Source organism: Rhizobium sp. FG96, assembly GCF_057808655.1.
In genome coordinates this window covers 361,959-379,697 of record NZ_JBMDIL010000003.1, presented here as the reverse complement: position 1 = coordinate 379,697, position 17,739 = coordinate 361,959, and the positions used below count along the sequence as shown (strand labels likewise).

Here is a 17,739-nt window from a genome sequence, read left to right as displayed (position 1 = left end):
TTAACCCTTGACCGCGCCGGCCGTCAGGCCCTGCACAAGATAACGTTGGATGAGCAGGAAGAAGAGACCGGCCGGAATGAGCGCCATGACGCCCGCCGCCATCATCTGCCCGAAATCCACGGAGAATTTCGAAACGAAGGTGAGAAGCCCGACCGGGAAAGTCGCCGCATCATTGCCGTTGATCAGCATCAGCGCGAAGAGCAGCTCGCTCCATGCCGCGGTGAAGACGAAGCCGAGCGTGGCCGCGATGCCGGGCAGCGTCAGCGGCAGGATGATCTGCCGGAACGCCGTGAACTGCGTCGCGCCGTCGATCATCGCCGCCTCCTCCAGATCCTTCGGAATGCCGTCGAAGAAGGACTGCATCAGGAAGGTGGCGAAGGGAACGTTGAAAGCCGTGTAGACGATCACCAGACCCGTCAAGCTGTTCGTCAGATGCAGCGGCGTCAGGATCTTGAAGATCGGCGCCACCAGCATGACGAGCGGGAACATCTGGGTTAGCAGCATCAGCGCCACGATCCAGTATTTTGCCCGGAAGTTGAAGCGAGAGAGCGCATAGCCGGAGAGCGAAGCGCAGATCGTTACCGTGATCGCGGTAGAGGCCGAGACAATCAGGCTGTTCTTGAAGAAGGTCGGAAAGGCGCTGTGCTGCAGGACGAAGGAATAGTGCTCCCAGGTCGTGCGCGACGGCCACATGCGAACGCCCTCGGAATAGAGAAGATCGTTCGGCGTCACCGAAACCTTCAGGAGCCAGAAGAGCGGGAAGAGCGCAAACAGGATGTAGCAAAGAATTGCCAGACGATGCGCGATAGTAGGGATGACGGATCGCTTCATGGTCTCAATCCTTGTTCAGCAGGGTCTGCCGCAGCAGGATGATCAGCATGGAATAGGCGAGCAGCAGCGCGAGCAGGACGAGCGCGATCGCCGAGGCATAACCGAAATCCAACCGCTTGAAGGCCTGAGTGAAGATGTAGCTTGCGACGATCTGCGTGCGGTCCGCCGGGCCGCCGCCGGTCATGACGACGATCAGGTCGGCGAAATTCGAAATCCAGACGGTGCGCAGCAGCACAGTGATGGCGATCGTCGGCGCCAGGAACGGCAGGGTGATCGAGCCGAAGCGCTGGAACCAGCCGGCGCCGTCGATCGAGGCGGCCTCATAGAGATCGCGCGGGATCGCCTGCAGGGCTGCGAGCAGCGTGATCGCGAAGAACGGAATGCCCCACCAGACATTGGCAATGATCGGTCCCCACATCGCATATTGCGGGTCCGAAAGAATATTGCCCGGCTCGCTCATCAGGCCCATCGCATAGAGCCAGTGCGGGATCGGGCCGATAACCGGATTGAAGAGCCAGGCCCAGTTGAGACCTGCGAGAAAGGACGGAACGGCCCAGGGCAGGAAGACCAGCGCCTGGACGATGCCCCTGCCCCAGAACGGCTTGTCGAGCAGCAAAGCGAGGATCAGGCCGAAGACGAACTGCAGGATGACCGAAGCACCGGTCCACCACAGCGTATTCTTGAGCGCGCCGTAGAAGGCGGCGTCCTTGGAAAGGTCGCGGAAATGCTCGAGCCCGATGAAGCCGCCGGAGAAAGGATTGAGGAGCTGGATGTCGCGGAACGCATAGGAGATCCCGATCACCAGCGGCACCATCATCACGCCGATGATGAGGATCAGCGAAGGGGCGCTATAAAGATAGGGTTCCGAGGCATCGGCGAGACGCTTCAGCCACGGCCTGCGGTCGCGGCGCCTATCGAGCGTATCGGCGGTCATAGTCATCGGTGGTCGGCTTTCGTTTTATACACAGAAGTAAGATTTTCGGTTGGCCTTGGGTGGGTGGGCCCCCTCATCCGCCTGCCGGCACCTTCTCCCCGCTGGGGAGAAGGGATGTGCCTCAAGCTCTCCGTCCCTTCTCCACTGGGGGAGAAGGTGGCCCGAAGGGCCGGATGAGGGGGCCGCACGCTCAAAGGCCTGCGGTCTAATTACTTCTTCGCCAGATGCTTCTGCTGAGCCTTGGTCAGGTAATCAGCCCACTGGTCGGCAAGGTCCTTCGGCGAGATGTCGCCGAGTAGGGCCTGCTGCGAGGTCTTGATCGCCAGCGAGTCCTTGAAGAAGGCGAATTCTTCGAGGTAGGTCGGCATCACGGTCGGGACGGTGTCCTTGTCGGCCAGTTCCTGGAACCAGCCCTTGAACTGGTCACCGGCGTAGAACGGATCCTTCTCGGCGGCCGTATAGGCCGGCAGAGCGCCGATCTTCTTGTTCCACTCGATGTTGCCATCCGGGCTTTCGAGGGTTTCGATCAGCTTCCAGGAGAGATCCTTGTTCTGGCTCGTCGTGAACATCGACCAGCCGGCATAGCCGATGGTCGGGAAGGATTTGCCATCCGGGCCCTTCGGCAGCGGGATGACGCCGAAGTCTTCGGCCTTCATGCGCTCGGCAATGGCGATGAGCGCGTCCGGATCCTGGTCGAGGAAGGCGCAGGTGCCGGAGTAGAAGCCAGCCACGACTTCGTTGAAGCCCCAGTTGACGCTATCCTTCGGCGCATAGCCCTTCTTGTAGAGATCGACCATCCATTCCAGACCCTTGGCCCAGCCTTCGCTGTTCATGGTCGAGGTGCCGTCGTCGTTGAAATACTTGTTGGAGCCGGCCATCGAGGCGGCGAAGATCATCCAGCCGTTCAGGCCGCCCGGGCCGCCGCGCATGCAGTAGCCGTACTTGCCGGAGATCTTGGAGACGGCTTCGGAAGCCTTGGTGAACTCCTCCATCGTCTTCGGCGGTTCCTTGACGCCGGCTTCGGCGAGCAGCTTCTTGTTGTAGAACATGGCGCGCAGATAGAAGCCGTAGGGCAGCATATAGGCGGTGTTCTTGACGTCGCGGCCAAGTTCGAGGGCGCGCGGCGTCAGGTCCTTGGTGTGTTCCCACTTGGCGAGATAGGGCTCAAGGCTTTCGAGCATGCCGTTATTGCCGTAGAGCGACAGCCAGGTGTCCGGCATTTCCATGACGTCTGGCGTATCGCCGGCCGAAACCATGGTTGCGAACTTCTGGAAGGCTTCGTTCCAGGGCAGCGAGATGATCTCGACCTTGGTGCCCGGGTTGGCGGCTTCGAACTTGCCGACGATCGACTTCAGCGTCTCGGTGCGCTCCGGGCTGGTGATAACTTCGACGAGTTTCAGCGTCGTGTCGGCGAAGGCCGTTCCTGCCATCATGGTGGCGAAGAGCGTAGCGGTTATCAGTCTTTTCATGCTCAGTTCCCCTTTTGTTGAAGGTGTTTCTCTCACTATTGTCGTCACGAAGCGGCGGCGATCGCCTCTTCGATATCCGTCCACAGGGCCTCGGTTCCTTCGAGGCCGACATGGAGGCGTACGGACCGCGGATGAATGCCAAAGGCATGCGCGGAATTCGGCTGTGCCTTCTGCTGAAGCACGACCTCGCCCGGTACGATCAGGCTTTCATGTCCACCCCAGCTCACGCCCAGTTTGAAGAGCTTGAGGTGATCGGCGAAGGTGCGGATGTCCACGCCTTCGCGGAAGATGAAGGAGAAGAGGCCCGACGTGCCGTTGAGGCCCGAAGGCAGGCGGTTAGCGAGGCCCGGATGGCAAACCTGCTCGACGCAATCGAGCGCCTGCAGGCGCTGGGCAACCGTCATCGCCGCCGTCTGGTGGGCCTTCATGCGGATCGGCAGGGTGCGCAGGCCGCGGATCAACAGCCAGGCATCGAAGGGCGAAAGCTTGCCGCCGAGATAGGGATAGGCCTCGGCCTTGATGCGGGCGATCATCTCCTTCGAACCGGCGACGATACCGGCGACGACATCGCTATGGCCGCCGAGATATTTCGAGGCCGAATGGATGACGATATCGACGCCCAGCGTGATCGGCCGCTGGAAGATCGGGCTTGCCCAGCTGTTGTCGATCATGGTGACGACGCCGTGCTTCTTCGCAAGGGCGGCAAGGGCGCCGACATCGTGGGCTTCCATGACCCAGCTCGTCGGGCTTTCCATGTAGAAGACCTTGGCGCCCGGAAGCGCCTTGGCGACCTCTTCCTCATCGCGGCCATCGACATAGGTGACCTCGACCTTCATGCGCTTCAAGATGGTGCCGAACAGACGGAAGGCATCGGGGTAGACATGCTTGACGGCGACGATGCGATCGCCCGGCTCGACGAAGCTCAGGACGGCGGACGAGATCGCCGCCATGCCGCTTGCAAAACCGAGCGCGTCTTCCGCGCCTTCGAGCTTCGCCAGCATCTCCTCGAACATGCGCACCGTCGGGTTCAGGCCGCGCGTATAGATCGGCCGCACCTTTTCGCCGCGATAGGAGGCGATCATGTCGTCGTAGCCGGAGAAGGTGAACAGCGACGTCTGGAAGATCGGCGGCACCACGGCCTCGGCGAAATTGCCGTCGTCATGAGCGGTGATCAGCGAAGCGAAATCGAACGGTTCGGAGCCGTCAGTCATTTGGACATTTCCTTGATGTCTTCCTCGACGACGTCGAGGATTTTCAATGTTTCGCAGCGCGCCGCTTCGGGGTCCTGAGCGGCGATCGCGTTGAAAAGCGTACGGTGAAAGGGAAACGAGCGGCGGGCAAAGTCCTGCCGGTCGAAAGGATGCGACCAGAAGCGCACGAAGGTCTCGCGCATCTGTTCCAGAAGCTGGCCGAACATCGGATTGTGCGTGGCGTCATAGACGGCCATGTGGAAGGCGAGATCCTCGGGGCCTGACGTTCCCTTGGCGATATGGACGCGCTCCATCTCGTTCAGCTTGGTCTCGATGTTGACGACATCCTCAGCCGTGCGCTTGCGCGCCGCGACCATTGCCGCCTCGCACTCGATGCCGCGGCGCACTTCCAGCGTCTGCAACAATGCATCGCGCAGATTGGCGCCCTCGAACGAGAGTGGAACGTGAATGGTCGCCTTCGAAACCGGTTTCAGTAGATAGGTTCCGCTGCCCTTCCGGGTCTCGATGACGCCGAGCGCCTGGAAGTGGCGGATGGCTTCGCGGATGGTGGAACGTCCGACGGCAAGGGCGGACATCAGCTCGCGCTCAGCCGGAAGCCGGTCGCCCGCCTTCAGCTTCGCATCCTCGACGTAATGCGCCAGCGCCTCAGTCACCTGACGCGCACGATCGATCGCCGGAAGCGGCCGGATGACCGGCCTGTCGCCCACATTTGCCTTCATGGTTCCCCATTTTTCTTTATCAGGCAGCCGACCTTAAATTGGTCTGACATCTTAGCATTCCGTAAGAATCTTTCGCCGTCAAGGGCGGTGACGAAAGAATTGGTTCATGAATTGGGGATGGCGCGCCGGCCCGCATGGTGGCGCGAAAAAGCGGTCAGCCCTGCAGGCTGGCGGCGACGTTGAGAAGCATGCGGCGGCAGTCTTCGAGTTCCGACATCAGAATGAATTCGTCGGCCTTATGAGCGCGGGCGATGTCGCCGGGGCCGCAGATGATTGCGGGAATGCCGGCGCGCTCGAAGAGGCCGGCCTCGGTTCCGTAGCTCACCGCCGGGACGGCTGCCACGCCCGAGGCATCACCGACCAGCGCAGCGAGCGGGCTACCGGCCGGGAGCGCCATGCCGGGATAATCGGAGATCGTTTCCGTCGTCACCTCGAAGCCCCTCGCCTGGAGCGCGCTTGCCGCGGCCAGCACAGGCTGCAAAAGCGCGGAGGGTTCGATGCTCGGTACGGCGCGTACCTCGATGTCGAGCCGCGCATGTTCCGGGATGACATTCAGCGCCACGCCGCCGCTGACGATTCCAGCCTGAAGTGTCGAATAGGGCGGCGCGAAGAGCATGTTCTGCTCGGCCTGTTCCAGCCGCTCCGATTGCCGGACGGCCTCCGACAACACGCTGGCGAGCGCGTGGATCGCATTACGGCCGAGATCGGGGCGCGAGGAATGGCCTGCCGTTCCCCTGATCGAGATGCGCGCCGCCGCCTTGCCCTTATGTGAAAGGATCGGCGCCATACCGCTCGGTTCGCCGACGATGCAGCCGGACGGCAAGGCGCAGAGCGACGGTATCGCGGCGATCATATGCGGCACCCCGCGGCAGCCCGCTTCCTCGTCGTAGGAGAAGGCGAAATGCAGCGGGCGGTCGAGGCGCATGGCGGCGATTTCGGGCACGACCGACATTGCCGCGGCGAGAAATCCCTTCATGTCGCTCGTTCCCCGTCCGTATAGACGGTTTTGCTCGGCGCGGAGCGTGAAGGGATCGGACGACCATGTCTGACCTTCTGCCGGAACGACGTCCGTATGGCCCGACAGGATCACTCCCGGCCGCTCCACAGGGCCGAAACTGGCGAACAAGTTGGACCGGTCGCCTTCCGGGCCGGGAAGGATATGCACGCTCGCACCGAAGGACTGAAGATAGTCCCTGACATAGGAAACGATTGCCGCATTGGGTGTGCCGACGACCGACGGAAAACCGATCAGCCGGGCCAATATGTCCTGCACATCCGCCGTCATCCTCGCCCCTCCCCTAAAGCTCGATCAGCACGCTCTTCTGGCGGCGATTCGACTTGTAGGCCTCCTTGCCGAGATCCTTGCCGATGCCGGAGCTCTTGTAGCCGCCGGTCGGCAGGATGTGGTCGCGCGAGCGGCCGTAGCGGTTGACCCAGATGGTGCCCGCCTCGATCCGCTTCGCCGCCCTCAACCCCTGCGAGAGGTCCGTCGTGTAGATACCGGCGGCAAGGCCGTAGGAGGGATGATCGCTGAGCACGAAGGCTTCCTCTTCGTCGTCGAAAGTCTGCAGCGTCAGCACCGGGCCGAAGATCTCCTCGGCGAGCGCCGGCGAATTCGCGGCGAGGTTCGCAAGGATCGTCGGCTCGTAGAAATAACCCTGCCGTTCCATTCGCTTGCCACCGATGACGCATTCGGCGCCACCTGTAATCGAGGCATCGACGATGGTTTCGATGCGCTGCAGCTGGCGTTCGGAAATGACTGGCGAATAATCGCTTTCGGCGTCCCAAGTCGGCCCGGCGCGGTGCGTGGACATCGCCTCCGTGAGCGCTGCCAGCAGTGGCTCCGCGATACGCCGGTCGGCGATCACCCGCGTACCGGCGACGCAGGTCTGCCCGGCGTTCAGGAGAATGCTGCGGGCGATGCAGCCGGCGGCTTTCTTGAGATCGGCCGACGCGAAGATCACTTGCGGGCTCTTGCCGCCAAGCTCCAGCGTCACCGGCTTGATCTGCGACGAGGCGATCGTCTTCATGATCGCGCCACCCGCAACGGTCGATCCGGTGAAGCTCACCTTGGCGATATCGGGATGCGCGACGATGCTGGCGCCGGTCGTCGGACCGTCCCCGAGCACGACATTGACGATACCGGCTGGGATACCGGCGCGCACGGCGAGTTCCGCGAGATAGAGTGTCGAGAATGGCGTCAACTCGGACGGTTTCAGCACGATTGCGTTGCCTGCCGCGAGCGCCGGTCCCATCTTCCAGCCGGCCATCGAGAGCGGCACGTTCCACGGGGTAATGGCGCCGACCACGCCATAGGGCTCGCTGAGGATCATGCCGAGATGGTTGCCGTCCGTCGGCACGACGTCTCCGCCCTCCTTGTCGGCCATTTCGGCGAAGAAGCGGATCTGCTCGGCTGTCACCGCGACATCGATCGATACGGACTGCGCGATTGGACGCGCCGAGGAAAGGGATTCCAGCCGCCCGAGCTTTTCGCGCTCGGCGATAATCAGATCGGCCCAGCGATGCAGCGCCTCGGCGCGCAGGCGCGGACGCCATGTAGCCCAGCCGCTCGATCTCAGTGCGCTCTTTGCCGTCGAGACGGCCTGATCGACGATATCGGCACTGGCGACCGGACAGCGCGCATAGCTGACGGCGTCGGACGGGCGCAGCAGTTCGATCTCCGGTGCGCCAGAGACAAGCCTGTCACCGATCCAGTGGCCGAGGGGAAGTTCGATGCGATCGGGATCGAAGGAAATCGTCATGGCAAAACCGTCAGGAAATGGAATTGAAAAGAGACGGCGGCGCATGGCCGCCGGAAAGGCAAATGACCGCGGGGCGCAAACCCCGCGGCCGTTCGATCAGGCCTGTTTGACGCGCGGCGTCTGGCTGCCTTGCAGATTGCGGGTCAGGAGCGTGACGACGACGAGCGTGACGACGTTCAGGACGAGCGCGACGATGCCTACATTGAGATCGGCCAGCGGCGTCGGCAGGAAGGGGAAGAGCGCCGCAACCGTGCTCTTCGTCAGCGTGACCCAGGCAACGGTCGCCTCACCGACGATGACGCTGGCGAAGGCAGCCGTGCGCGTCACCGGGTTGTTGCGCATCAGGCTCGCCAGCAGGACCGGGAAGAGCTGCGTGACGAAGGCATAGGCCATCAGCAGCAGCGCGACGATCGTATCGCCACCGCCAAGCGTGAAATAGACCGCAACCAGCATGACGCAGGGCGCCATCAGCTTGGCAACGAAGCCGACATGGGCTTCACTGACCTGCGGACGTAGCGGGCGATAGATGTTGTTGGCGACCAGCGTCGCTGCCGTCACCAGGATCATCGAACCCGGCACAAGTGCTGTCAGAACACCGGCCGCGCCGATGACGCCGACGAACCAGGGGTCGAAGGTCTGCAGCGAGATCTTGAACAGCGCCAGGTCGATGTCGCCGCCCTGCAGGCCGGGGACCTGAAGAACCGTGGCAAAGCCGACGAAGAAGATGAACAGCAGCATCAGCTGGTAGATCGGCAGGACATAGGCGTTCTTGCGCAGCGCATCTTCCCGCTTCGCAGCGAAGGTGGCGGTGAACATATGCGGCCACATGTAGAAGCCAAGGGTCGAAAGCAGCACGGTCGAGACCAGCCAGGTCGAGCTCTGGCCACTTTCCGGCAGGGCCAGGAAGCCGGGTTTTGCCTGATCGATCGCCTCGAACATCGCGCCGATACCGCCATAATAGTGGTATGGCAGGTAGAGCCCGAGGAACACTGCGACGGACATCACCAGGATATCCTTGACGACGGAGGTCCAGGCCGAGCCATGGATGCCCGAGACGAAGACATAGGCGGCAACGATGACGGCGCCGATCCAGATGCCCTGGGTCGACGAGATCGCCGAATAGGAGGCGACGTTGATGATGATGCCGAGACCCTTGAGCTGCAGGATGAGATAGGGGATCAGCGCCACGACGCCGACGATGGCGACGAGCACGCCGAAGGACCGGCTCTCATACTTGGCCGCGAAGAAATCCGGCTGCGAGATGAGCTTGCGCTCCTTGGCATAGCGCCAGATCGGCGGCAGCAGCCAATAGGAAAGCACGAAGCACAGGCTGCCATAGCCCAGCATGTAATAGGCCGGTGCGCCCTTGCCATAGGCATAGCCGCTGCCGCCGAGGAAGACGAAGGTGGTGTAGATCTCGCCTGCCATCAGCAGGAAGATGATCATGGCGCCGAAGCCGCGGCCGCCAACGGTCCACTGCTCGAGGTTCATGTCCTTGCCGCGGCGGGCACGAAGGCCGAGCGCCAGGGCGACGATGAGGATGCCGGAAATGAAGAAAAGGGCGCTGTTCACTTCCGCTCTCCTTCAGCTGCATCGCTGGCATGGGCGCCGGATGCCTTGTCGGAGAAATAGATGCAGGCCATGACGATCGAGGTCGCCACCAGCATCAGCGAATACCATCCGAGCATGAAGGGCATGCCCAGAATGAACGGCTTCACCTGGTTCAGAAAGAACGGGGCAACGAGAACCCCGCAGATCGGTATCAGACTCAGTAAATGTATAGGTCGCATATGTTCCATCCTCTATGAAGCGACTGGTCGATTATCCCGCTCTTCCGGCGGATTGCTCCCGCACCCCTCTCCTCCTGAGAGATGGTTCGGTAATTCCGGTGATGTCGTGTTTGGCCGCTAGCGCCGCCCGCCGGCGAGCAGCCTGGCCTCCGGATCCCGCCGCAATCGCGACATCGCGATACAGCCGGCGAAGGGGCCGATTGCCAGTATGGTGAAGGCTCCGGGCCAGCCGAAGAGATCCCGCACTTCGGGCACCAGATGAATGCTGGCCATGGTCAGCAAAAATCCCGCGCAGGTCTGCGCCGTCAGCAGCGTTCCGACCGAACTCGGCTCGGCAAGCTCGGCGATCGATGCCGAAAACTGCGCAGAATCGGCGATCACGGTGACGCCCCAGATGATCGCGACCGGGATCAGCACGGCGAGCGGCGCAGCATAGAGCCAGCCGATCAGCGCTGCGCAGGTGCCGCTTGCGGCCATGGCCGTGATCGTCACGAAGGTACGCCCCCGGCGATCCGCAAGTATGCCGCCGAACCAGGATCCGACTGCGCCGACCGCGACGGCCGCGAAAGTCAGCCACGCCGCCTTCGCATCCGAATTTTCCATGCCGCGATCCGCGAAGGACTGGTGCAGGAAGACCGGCAGCCATGCCCACATGGCGTAGAGCTCCCACATGTGGCCGAGATAGCCGAGATTGACGCGCCTGAGCGACGTGCGGCGCCAGCTCTGAGTGATCTTGCTCATGTCGACCGCGCTGGCGCGGCGGATGTTCGGGCCGAGCTTGACGAAGCCGATCAGCACCGCCGCTGCCAGAGCGGAAGCCGAGGCAATACCATAGATCGCCCGCCACTCGACATCGCCGGTCGCAGCCAGCAGATGCGGGCTTGCCGAACCCAGTGTCAGCGCCCCGACCAGCAGGCCGATGAGCAGGCCGAGATCGCGATTGGCCCAGGTCGCCGCCATCCGCATGCCGACGGGATAAACGCCCGCCATGCAGACGCCGGTCAGAAAGCGCAGCAGGATTACCGCGCCACCGGTCGGCGGCAGCAATATCAGGCAGGCGGTCGCAACCGCGGCGATCGCCGCGCAGAGCGCAAACAGCCGCCTTGGGTCGAAACGGTCGGCGAGCGACAGCAGGGCCGAGACGATGGTCCCGGCGACAAAACCGATCTGAACCGCCGTCGTCAGCAGCGCCTCCTGCGAGGCGCCGATCGTATAATGCTGCTTGATGCCGGCGATTGCCGCGCTCGAAGAGAACCAGACGCTCATCGCCGCCACCTGCGCGGCGAGGATCAGTGCCAGCGATAGAGCCTTGCCAGTGCCTGGCGCGGCGAGCGGGTTGGCGCCGGGGGGTATCGTTCGCCCGCTCATCGGATCAGGCCCTCGCCTCGGCAGCCGGGACCGGCTTGCCGACCCGGTGGAAGTCGCGGCCGAAATAGATCAGCCCGTCACGGTCGAGCTGGTTGCGGACCGCCTTCACGCGGCAGTAGAAAACGGTGTGCGTGCCGACTTCGGAGACGGAATCGACCTCGCAATCGATGGCACAGACCGCGCCGTCCAACGCCGGAGCGCCGGTTTCGAGAGTGCCCCAGCTGGCGCAGGCGAGCCGCTCATTGATCGACAGGCCCTTGGTCGCAAACTGCATGGCGACCGTCTTCTGTTCGGCCGAAAGCACATTGACGCAGAGATTGCCGTTCTTGCGGATGATCTCGTTATTGGCGCTCGAACGGTTGATGCAGACGAGCAGCGTCGGCGGCTCATCGGTCACCGAGCAGACAGCCGAGACCGTGCAACCCGCGAGACCGGCTTCGCCATTCGACGTGATGATGTTGACGGCGGCCGCCAGGCCGGCCATAGCATCGCGATACGCGGATTTGTCGACCACGTTCAATCCTCCTCCAGATCCCTGCAAGCCTTAGCGGGCGGCTGCGCCGCCGCGATATTGCGCGGCCGAATGCGTCGACGGCAGGCGCGCATGGCCAAACAGCTTGTCGCGATAGGTGCCGTCGGCATAGCTGGTCTTGTAGGCGCCCTTCTCCTGCAGCACCGGGATCAGCAGGTTGACGACATCGTCGATGCTTTCGGGAGCGACCGTGCGTGACAGGTTGAAGCCCGCCACGCCGGTTTCCTCGCTCCAGCCGATAAGGGTGTCCGCCACTTCCTCAGCCGAGCCAACCCAGGGCGCCTGGCGGCTGCCGAGCACCATCTGCTCCAGGAGCTTGCGGCGCGTCCATTTCGGACCCGCAGCCTTGTTCATGATCTCGACATTCGAGGTGATCGCCTGGCTCTTGCCGGTCTCGATCGGCTCGTCGATGTCATATTTCGAGAAGTCGATGCCGAGCGAGGCGGCGGCATGCACCAGTGCCGCTTCGGAGCTGACATAGCGCTTGTATTCCTCGAATTTCTCCTGCGCTTCGGCTGTCGTCTTGCCGAGCACCAGCGTGGCGCCGAGGAACAGCTTAACGTCATCGGCCGAGCGGCCCTTTGCAACGGCGCGCGCCTTGATGTCGTCGGTGATGCCGCGGACATCTTCCTTCTTCTGGCCGTTGACGAAGACACATTCCGCATGGGTCGCGGCAAATTCGCGGCCGCGTGGCGAAGAACCTGCCTGATAGAGAACCGGCGTACGCTGCGGCGACGGCGTGCAGAGATGCATCGCATCGACCTTGTATTGCGGCCCCTCGTGATGGATGACGCGCACCTTGCTCGGATCGGCAAAGACCGCGTTGGCGCGATCCATGACAACGGCGTCGTCATCCCAGGAGCCTTCCCACAGCTTGTAGACCAGCGACATATATTCGTCGGCGAGATCGTAGCGGTCGTCATGGGCGACCTGGCCCTGCAGGCCGATGGCGCGCGCCGCGCTGTCGAGGTAGCCGGTGACGATGTTCCAGCCGATGCGCCCACCGGTCAGATGATCGAGCGTCGACATGCGCCGGGCAAACAGGAAGGGCTGCTCATAGGTCAGGTTGCAGGTGACGCCGAAGCCGAGATTCTTGGTGACCGCGGCCATTGCCGGGATGACGATGGTCGGATCGTTGGCCGGCAGTTGCACGCCGCCACGCACCGCCGCGTCCGGGCTGCCGCCATAGACGTCGTAGACGCCGACCACATCGGCAAAGAAGATACCGTCGAACAGGCCGGCCTCGAGCTTGCGGGCGTATTCCGTCCAATATTGTAGATCATTGACGCGCACTGACTGATCACGCGGATGCGTCCACATCCCCTGCTGGATGTGACCCGGGCAAAACATATCGAATGCGTTGAGATGGATTTGGCGAGGCATTTATTGGCTCCCCCTCGTAAATGTTCGCTCTATCTGTCCACCATATTGGACTTTATGTGTCACTATGGTGAGCGATTGATCTATGTCAAGGAATTTTCTGAAAAGCGTGATCACGCCGCAGAACGCCCGCAGCACTGCACAAGCACGCCAGAACGCGGGCAGAAAGGCTTCGCCTGGCGACGCAGAGCCGTCACTATAAGAGTACGGAACACACAAGAAAGTTGCGGATAGACATGCTCCGCCTTCAGGCAGCCTGGAAAATCAGGACCGCTCGATCAGGAATCGCGTAGCACGATCACCGCGTAGCGGCAGGGCCGGTCGCTCTCGTTGCGGAAAGTACAGTCGTTGGGCGGCCCGAGCTCCAGGCAGTCGCCTTCCTTCATCTCATGGCGCGCCTCGCCTTCGAGGAAGACCAGTTCGCCATCGAGCACCCAGATGATGTGCTTGCGATTGATATAGGACGCTGCAGGGAAGGACGATTCCTTGCCGGGCGGGAAATCGATATTGATGACATCGATCGGGGTCGCCGACCGCGGCGAGACATGGCGACGCGCATAGCCGGTCACGGGATCGATCCAGACGGGCTGCTCGCCCTTGCGCAGCAGCATTCCCTCCTGCATCTCGGCACGCACCATCAGCGTCGACATGCTCATCTCGAACGCACCCGCAAGCCGCGCCAGAAGCATCGCCGTCGGGCTCGCCTCGCCCCGCTCGACCTTATGGATCATCGCCCGCGACACGCTCGACCGCTTCGCCAGCTCCGTCAGCGACCAGCCGCGCAGTTCCCGCTCAATTCTCACCCGTGCGCCGAGACGCTCATCGATATTATCCAACATGCGGATATCATTAGCGTCTCACGCCCCTCCCCGGCAACTGCCGCAGCGGAACTGTCAGATACTTTAAAAAGCCTGAGCAAGCTGCCTACAGCAGCTTGTCCAGGGTGATCGGCAGATCGCGGATGCGCTTTCCGATGGCGTTGTAGACGGCATTTGCGACGGCTGCGCCGACGCCGGTGATGCCGATTTCGCCGATGCCGCGGGCGCCCATCGGCGCCTGCGGGTCGGGCTCGTTCGTGTAGATGATGTCGATTTCGGGGACGTCCATCTGAACCGGCACGTGATATTCGGCGAGCGACGCGTTGACGACGCGGCCATAGCGCTCGTCGAAATTGGTCTCTTCGGTCAGCGCCAGTCCAATCCCCATGATGATCCCGCCCTTGAACTGGCTGATCGCCGTCTTGGCGTTGAGGATCACTCCGGCGTCGAAGGAGCCCAGGAAGCGCGATATGCGGGTTTCGCCGGTGATTTCGCTGACCCTGACTTCGCAGAATTGCGCGCCGTAGGAGTGCATGGAGAAGGCCTCCATTTCCGCCGGTGGCGGTGCTTCACCCTGAACGACAAGCTCGTCCCTCCCCGCGCGTCGCAGGATCGACGGATAGGATTCGAAGCGTCCTTTCTCGTCGCGATGGCCGATACCACCGTCTCTCGGCTCGACCTCGGCAAGCGAAAGGCCGGCAAGCGGCGAGTCGTTTCCGGCGAGCTTCAGCAGTTCGTCGACGAAGATTTCCGTGGCCGCGATCACCGCGCCCGCGATCGACGCCGTCTGCGTCGAGCCGCCAGCGATCACGCCGCGCGGCAGGGTGGTGTCGCCATAGTCGAAGGTCACGTCCTCGAATGGGATGCCGAGGCGGAGCGCGATATGCTCGGCCTGGGCGGTTGCCGTGCCCATGCCCATATCGTGGACAGCAGTGGAAACCGTCACCTTGCCCTCGGCCGTCAGCCGCATCCTCACGGCGCCGCCGGGGAAGCGGTGATAGGGATAGGTCGCGGTTGCGCATCCCATGCCGATCAGCCATTCGCCGTCGCGCTTCTGGCGCGGCACCATGCTGCGCGCGCTCCAGCCGAATTTCTCGGCACCCTTCTCGTAGCATTCAATGAGGCGGCGCGATGAAAAGGGCTTGCCGCTGGTCGGGTCCTTCTTTGGCTCGATGCGGCGGCGGAGTTCGATCGGGTCGAGCTTCAGCTTTTCCGCCAACTCGTCGATTGCCGATTCCAGCGCGAAGGTGCCGACGGATTCGCCGGGAGCGCGCATGAAGGTGTTGGCGAGCATATCCATGTCGGCCACTTCTTGCGCGAGCCGGAAGGCCCCGGCCGCATACATGTGACGGGCCGGGAAGGTGAACTGCTCCGGACAGGAATTGTGCAGCGTCATCGCGACGATGCCGGTGTGGATCAGGGCGTCGAGCGTCCCATCTGCCTTGGCGCCGAGCGCGACACGCTGCTCGGTAACGGTGCGCCCGCCGACAAGACGGAAGACGCCTTCGCGGGAGAGCATGATGCGCACCGGCCGCCCGGCGAGCTTCGCTGCCGCACAGGCAAGGATCTGGTGATCCCACAGGCATTTCCCGCCAAACCCGCCGCCAACATAGGGCGAGGTGACGTGCACATTCTGCTGATCGATCCCGAAGATGTCGGCGAGCTGCCCGGCAGTCAGATCCAGAAGCTGGCTGGCATCGTGCATTCGCAGGTGATCGCCATCCCAGGCGACGGTCGCCGCATGCAGCTCGATGGCGTTGTGATTATGCCTGGGCGTCCGGTAGATCTGGTCGACGCTGACTTCGGCACGTTTCAGAGCGGCTTCGGCGTCACCGATCTCCAGGATCGGCGGCTGGCCGAGCAGTGTTTCAAGCTGCCTCGGTGTCTTCTTCGCCTCCTCGAACGAGGTGACAGCCGGCAAGGCCGCGTATTCGGTCTTGATCAGGCTCGCGGCGTAATCCGCCTGCTCCTGCGTTTCGGCAAGCACACAGGCCACCGGCTGGCCGTTCCAGTGTATCTCGTCGTTCTGCATCACCGGCAGGTCGCTGGCGCCTGCGGCCGTCGGCGACGACATCATCAGCGACGGCGCCTTCATCCGTGGGGCGTTGTGATAGGTCATGACGAGAATGACGCCAGGCGCCTTTTCGGCTGCCGCGGTCTCGATCGACAGAATTCGCCCGCGCGCAATCGTGCTGAAAGTCAAGGCCGCGTAGCAGATGTTGTCATAGGGATATTCGGCCGCATAGCGGGCGCCGCCCTGAACCTTCAGCGGCCCGTCGATGCGCGAGACCGGGCGCCCGAGCGCTCCATGCCGGCGCAACATCGGATCCGATGTCACGGCCGGCTGCCAGCGGCCGGATTTTGCGGTGGTGGTTTCCGGCTGGGTGCTCATGCGCCCTCTCCCTTCAATTCGTTGAGGACGGCAACGATCGTTCGCTTGGCGAGCTCGATCTTGAAGCCGTTGTCGCGAAGTGCCTTTGCGGATGAGAGCTCGGCCTCTGCCGCGGCCCGGAAGGTCTGTTCCGTGGCCGGTTGCCCTCTCAGCGCGGCCTCCGCTTTCGAAGCACGCCACGGCTTGGGCGCGACGCCGCCAAGCGCCAGCCTGACATCGCGGATATTACCGGCATCATCGATGTCGAGCGCGGCCGCCACGGAGACGAGCGCGAAGGCATAGCTCGCCCGATCGCGCACCTTGCGATAGGTCGAACGCCGGCCGAAGGATAGCTGCGGGATTTCCACTGCCGTGATCAGCTCCCGGGGCCGCAATTCGGTTTCGAGATCGGCACGATCGCCGGGTAGCCGGTGAAGTTCCGCAAGCGGGATCGCGCGCCGGCCCGACGGACCCTCGACATGAACCACGGCATCGAGCGCCACAAGCGCCGCGCACATATCGGAGGGATGTGTCGCCACGCAGGATGAGGAGGCCCCGAGAACGGCATGATAGCGATTGAAGCCGCCGATCGCGTCGCAACCGGCACCCGGTTCGCGTTTGTTGCAGTGAGAGGCGTTGTCGTAGAAATAACGGCAGCGCGTCCTCTGGAGGATATTGCCGGCGACGGTCGCCATGTTGCGGATCTGCGCGCTGGCGCCGGAGAGAAGCGCACGCGACAGCACCGGATAGGCAGATCGCACCCGCATATCGGCCGCAAGCGCCGTGTTCTTGACCGCGCCGCCGATCATCAGCGTGCCATCGCCAGCCTGGTCGATGCCATCGGCGAGTGCGGTGACATCGATCAGTGTCTCCGGACATTCGACTGTCTCCCGCATCAGGTCGACGAGGTTGGTGCCGCCGCCGAGATATCTGGCGGCGCTGCTCTTTCCGGAGAGCTCGATCGCGGCGGATGGGGTGGATGCCTTCTCATAGGTGAAGAGGTTCATGCGCGTGCCCTCTCCTTCGTCTCAGCGGCACTCCGGCCGGAATAGGTCTCGGCTATTGCTTCGACGATGCCGTTATAGGCTCCGCATCGACAGAGATTGCCGCTCATGCGCTCGCGCAATTCAGTTTCCGTCAGGTCCACCTGATCCGCCGCCAGATCCCGGGTTACGGCGCTCGGCACGCCGCGGCTGATTTCCGCGGCCATGCCGATGGCGGAACAGAGCTGTCCCGGCGTGCAATAGCCGCATTGAAAGCCGTCATGCTCGATGAACGCCTTCTGCAGCGGGTGAAGATCGCCATTTTTGGCCAGGCCCTCGACCGTAGTGATGCTGCGCCCCTGATATTGGACGGCGAGCGCCAGACAGGAGTTGATGCGCTCCCCGTCGACAAGCACGGTGCAGGCGCCGCACGCCCCCTGGTCGCAGCCCTTCTTGGTACCCATGAGGCCAGCATAGTTTCGCAAGAGATCGAGCACCGACGTGCGGATATCCGCGGTGACATCGATCGGCTTGCCATTGATGGTGAATTGCATAAGCGTTCTCCTTATGC

The 17,739-nt window shown here is 62.9% G+C and carries 16 protein-coding genes; all 16 read right to left on the bottom strand.

The genetic code is table 11. The features are described from left to right. Entirely contained in the window at positions 1-831 is an 831-nt protein-coding gene (locus tag ACODR6_RS08025) for a carbohydrate ABC transporter permease (RefSeq protein WP_112711028.1), read from the bottom strand. Positions 832-835: 4 nt separating this feature from the next. Further along, complete coding sequence (locus ACODR6_RS08020; protein WP_130281315.1) at positions 836-1,771, bottom strand: carbohydrate ABC transporter permease; 936 nt, start codon at positions 1,769-1,771, stop codon at positions 836-838. A 203-nt stretch (positions 1,772-1,974) separates the two neighbouring features. Next, entirely contained in the window at positions 1,975-3,234 is a 1,260-nt protein-coding gene (locus tag ACODR6_RS08015) for an ABC transporter substrate-binding protein (protein ID WP_489022074.1), read from the bottom strand. A 44-nt stretch (positions 3,235-3,278) separates the two neighbouring features. Next, a complete protein-coding gene (locus ACODR6_RS08010; protein ID WP_489022072.1) occupies positions 3,279-4,445 on the bottom strand; it encodes a PLP-dependent transferase in 1,167 nt (388 codons plus the stop codon). Next, positions 4,442-5,164 (bottom strand): FadR/GntR family transcriptional regulator, encoded by a 723-nt coding sequence (locus ACODR6_RS08005; protein WP_199628131.1) that lies wholly within the window; start codon positions 5,162-5,164, stop codon positions 4,442-4,444. The genes ACODR6_RS08010 and ACODR6_RS08005 overlap by 4 nt, the downstream gene beginning before the upstream one ends. Positions 5,165-5,318: 154 nt before the next feature. Next, positions 5,319-6,449, bottom strand: a complete 1,131-nt coding sequence (gene argE / locus ACODR6_RS08000) for an acetylornithine deacetylase (protein ID WP_489022069.1) — start codon at positions 6,447-6,449, stop codon at positions 5,319-5,321. Between the two features lie 13 nt (positions 6,450-6,462). Then, positions 6,463-7,926, bottom strand: coding sequence for an aldehyde dehydrogenase family protein (locus tag ACODR6_RS07995; protein ID WP_489022067.1), 1,464 nt, complete (start codon positions 7,924-7,926; stop codon positions 6,463-6,465). Positions 7,927-8,022: 96 nt separating this feature from the next. Then, positions 8,023-9,498 carry a sodium:solute symporter family protein gene (locus tag ACODR6_RS07990; RefSeq protein WP_489022065.1) on the bottom strand — a complete coding sequence of 492 codons (1,476 nt, stop codon included), beginning with the start codon at positions 9,496-9,498 and terminating at the stop codon, positions 8,023-8,025. Next, positions 9,495-9,716, bottom strand: coding sequence for a DUF3311 domain-containing protein (locus tag ACODR6_RS07985; protein ID WP_112711316.1), 222 nt, complete (start codon positions 9,714-9,716; stop codon positions 9,495-9,497). Before ACODR6_RS07985 ends, ACODR6_RS07990 begins: the two co-directional genes overlap by 4 nt. A 117-nt stretch (positions 9,717-9,833) precedes the next feature. After that, positions 9,834-11,084: an MFS transporter gene (locus ACODR6_RS07980; RefSeq protein ID WP_489022062.1), complete on the bottom strand. Its 1,251-nt coding sequence runs from the start codon at positions 11,082-11,084 to the stop codon at positions 9,834-9,836. A gap of 4 nt (positions 11,085-11,088) precedes the next feature. Continuing rightward, on the bottom strand, positions 11,089-11,598 hold the full coding sequence (locus ACODR6_RS07975; protein ID WP_489022060.1) for a flavin reductase: 510 nt from the start codon (positions 11,596-11,598) through the stop codon (positions 11,089-11,091). A gap of 30 nt (positions 11,599-11,628) precedes the next feature. After that, complete coding sequence (locus ACODR6_RS07970; protein ID WP_489022058.1) at positions 11,629-12,999, bottom strand: LLM class flavin-dependent oxidoreductase; 1,371 nt, start codon at positions 12,997-12,999, stop codon at positions 11,629-11,631. Positions 13,000-13,274: 275 nt separating this feature from the next. Continuing rightward, complete coding sequence (locus ACODR6_RS07965; RefSeq protein WP_112711037.1) at positions 13,275-13,835, bottom strand: helix-turn-helix domain-containing protein; 561 nt, start codon at positions 13,833-13,835, stop codon at positions 13,275-13,277. A gap of 85 nt (positions 13,836-13,920) precedes the next feature. Further along, positions 13,921-16,206: a xanthine dehydrogenase family protein molybdopterin-binding subunit gene (locus tag ACODR6_RS07960; RefSeq protein ID WP_489022056.1), complete on the bottom strand. Its 2,286-nt coding sequence runs from the start codon at positions 16,204-16,206 to the stop codon at positions 13,921-13,923. After that, positions 16,203-17,192, bottom strand: a complete 990-nt coding sequence (locus ACODR6_RS07955) for an FAD binding domain-containing protein (protein ID WP_489022054.1) — start codon at positions 17,190-17,192, stop codon at positions 16,203-16,205. Before ACODR6_RS07955 ends, ACODR6_RS07960 begins: the two co-directional genes overlap by 4 nt. After that, positions 17,189-17,722: a 2Fe-2S iron-sulfur cluster-binding protein gene (locus tag ACODR6_RS07950; protein WP_489022052.1), complete on the bottom strand. Its 534-nt coding sequence runs from the start codon at positions 17,720-17,722 to the stop codon at positions 17,189-17,191. The genes ACODR6_RS07955 and ACODR6_RS07950 overlap by 4 nt, the downstream gene beginning before the upstream one ends. Positions 17,723-17,739: the final 17 nt, after the last annotated feature.